This window comes from Burkholderia sp. LMG 13014 (assembly GCF_905232215.1).
In the GTDB taxonomy this organism is placed as follows: domain Bacteria; phylum Pseudomonadota; class Gammaproteobacteria; order Burkholderiales; family Burkholderiaceae; genus Burkholderia.
This window is the reverse complement of sequence record NZ_CAJNKE010000719.1, coordinates 1-2,690: the sequence shown is the minus strand read 5'-3', so window position 1 is coordinate 2,690 and position 2,690 is coordinate 1. Positions and strand designations below refer to the sequence as shown.

The following is a 2,690-nucleotide window of genomic DNA, read 5'->3' as shown; positions in this document are numbered from 1 at the left end:
TGCGTGATGCCGAGCGCGCGCGCCGCACCGGACAGCGAACCCTCCGTCAGCACGGCGAGGAAGGTGCGGTAGCGTTCCCAGTTCAGATCGTTGGTCATGCATAAATGTATAGCCGATCGATCGGGTTCGGCAATTCCTTGATAGCTGAAGGCGCGCCAGAATGCGTGTCATCACGGACGTTCATTCAAGGAGAGCGGCAATGACGACCCACACAGGCGGCACCCAACGACAGGCACTCGTGCTCGGCGCGAGCGGCGGGATTGGCGGGGAAGTCGCGCGGCAGTTGCGCGATGCGGGCTGGCAGGTGCGCGCGCTCAAGCGCGGGCTCGACGCCGAGGTCGTCGAGCGTGACGGCATCGCGTGGATGCGCGGCGACGCGATGGACCGCGATGCGGTCGTCCGGGCCGCGCGCGGCTGCAGCGTGATCGTGCATGCGGTGAATCCGCCCGGCTACCGGAACTGGGCCGGGCAGGTGCTGCCGATGATCGACAACACGATCGCGGCGGCGAAGGCGGAGCACGCCACCGTCGTGCTGCCGGGCACGGTCTACAACTACGGTGCCGATGCGTTTCCGGTGCTGGTCGAAGATGCGCCGCAGCATCCGTCGACGCGCAAGGGCGCGATCCGCGTCGAGCTGGAGCGCCGGCTGCAGGATGCGGCCGCACAGGGCGTTCGCACGATCATCGTGCGCGCCGGCGATTTCTTCGGGCCGAAGCTCACCGGCAACAGCTGGTTTGCGGCCGGGTTCGTCAAGGCCGGAAAGCCGGTCGCGGCCATCAGCGTGCCGGGGCGGGACGGCATCGGGCATCAATGGTCGTATGTGCCGGATGCCGCGCGCACGATGGTCGAGCTGATCGAGCGGCGCGACACGCTGGAGCCGTTCGCGCGTTTTCACCTCGGTGGCCATTGGGACGCGGACGGCACGCAGATGGCGGAGGCCGTGCGCCGCGTCGCGCAGCGGCACGGGCTGCGGCCGACGGTGCGCAAATTCCCGTGGTGGTTCGTGTGGGCCGCGGCGCCGTTCGTGACGACGCTGCGCGAATTGCTCGAGATGCGCTACCTGTGGCGCGAATCGATCCGGCTCGACAACACACGAGTGACCGCGGTGCTCGGCCGCGAGCCGGTGACGCCGCTCGACACGGCGGTGGAGGCGACGCTGGCGGGGCTCGGGTGTCTCAAGTGAGCAACGGCGGTCGCGAACGCAAGCGCGTTCTGCTATGATCCGCGCTCCCTTCCTCGACGCTGCTGCAGGAAGGTACCCACGACCGCCGGAATGCCGGAGGTCGCGTCGTACCTTTTTCATTTCCAGCAGCGATGTCTACTCTTCCTCGCTTAAAAAAGGCCTTGCAACGGCAAGGCATCCATGTCGACTATCACGCCGGCATCTATCACCTGCGCAATGAACTGACGCAGGCGTCCGTCCTGTTGCCCGATGCGCTCCCGCTCGAGGAGAAGGCCGTTCAGCAGTTGCTCGCGTTCGCGGCCGTCCGTTCGCCGGATGGCCATCATGGTGTGTGCAAGGCGTGCGCGACGCCCGATTTTCATCCGGGCGGGGTCGCGCCCGTCGGCTCGATCGTCGCGACCGACGACGCGTTCGTGATTCCCGCCGCGATCGGCACCGATATCAACTGCGGGATGCGTCTCGTCACCACGGGCCTCAAGCGGTCGGCGCTCGCACCGTTCGAGACGGCCCTCGTCGAGCGGCTGACGCGCGCGATTCTCGCGGATCGGCGCGACGTGCCGGTCGCCAGCGACGCATTCCGCGCGCTGTTCGATGCGGGCCCGGCGGCATTCGTCGATCGCGTCGCGCCGCAGGGGCTCTGGCAGCACGTCGACCGCGACCGGCTCATCGACGAGCTGTCGGCGTGCATCGGCCTCGACCGGTTCGACGGCAGCGCGAAATATGCGCCGGACGCACACGTGGGGTCGCGCGAGGTATTCCGCGATCCTTGCCTCGGCACCCCCGGGGCGGGCAATCATTTCGTCGAACTGCAGGTGGTCGACGCCGTGTTCGATCGGCACGCGGCCTACCGTGCAGGGCTCGCGAAGGACGATGTCGTCGTGATGATCCACAGCGGGTCGCGCGATGTCGGTTTCTACGTCGGGCGCCGCTGGATGGACCGGGCGCGCGCGGCGTGGCCGGCGGGCGTCCGGCATCCGGAAAGCGGCCTGTACGGGCTTTCCGGCGAGCTGGCGCGCGAATACCTCGTCGCGATGGGCACGGCCGCGCGCTATGCGTGGCTCAACCGTGTCGTGCTGGCCGAGATGGTTCGCAAGGAGCTGGCGGAACTCACCGGCGAGACCGGCTCGGCACTCGTGGTCGACGTGCCGCACAACGTCGTGCTGCGTGAAAACGGGATGAACATCCATCGCAAGGGGGCGACGCCTGCCCGCGACGGCGATCTCGCGCTGATTCCCGGATCGATGGGCGATGCGTCGTTTCTCGCGACCGGGCTCGGCCATCCCGACTGGCTATGGTCATGCAGCCACGGTGCCGGCCGCAGCGTGCGCCGGCAGGCGGTTCGGCGCATGCGCACGGAGCAGGCACCGGGCACGTGGCGCTGCGTCACGCTGCGCGACGAGCGCCGCATCGAGGAAGCGCCGGAAGCGTACAAGCCCATCGGGCCCGTGATCGACGCGCAGGAGCAGGCCGGCCTCATTCGCAGCGCGGTCCGGTTGAAGCCGTGGGT

At 68.5% G+C, this 2,690-nt stretch carries 2 protein-coding genes and 1 pseudogene; 2 read left to right on the top strand and 1 reads right to left on the bottom strand.

The window, feature by feature from the left end:
- Nucleotides 1-98: pseudogene (locus tag JYJ84_RS33590) on the bottom strand (LysR family transcriptional regulator); the annotation flags it as partial.
- A gap of 101 nt (nucleotides 99-199) precedes the next feature.
- Here JYJ84_RS33590 and JYJ84_RS33585 point away from each other — a divergent pair.
- Both JYJ84_RS33585 and JYJ84_RS33580 read left to right on the top strand, forming a co-directional pair.
- Nucleotides 200-1,183 carry an NAD-dependent epimerase/dehydratase family protein gene (locus JYJ84_RS33585; protein ID WP_175220244.1) on the top strand — a complete coding sequence of 328 codons (984 nt, stop codon included), beginning with the start codon at nucleotides 200-202 and terminating at the stop codon, nucleotides 1,181-1,183.
- 131 nt (nucleotides 1,184-1,314) lie between these two features.
- The coding region (locus tag JYJ84_RS33580; protein WP_205190050.1) for an RtcB family protein at nucleotides 1,315-2,690 on the top strand (1,376 nt) is incomplete at its 3' end.

Coding starts and splice junctions, on each gene's coding strand:
- JYJ84_RS33585 (WP_175220244.1), top strand. CDS start 200: ATGACGACCCACACAGGCGGCACCCAACGACAGGCACTCGTGCTCGGC.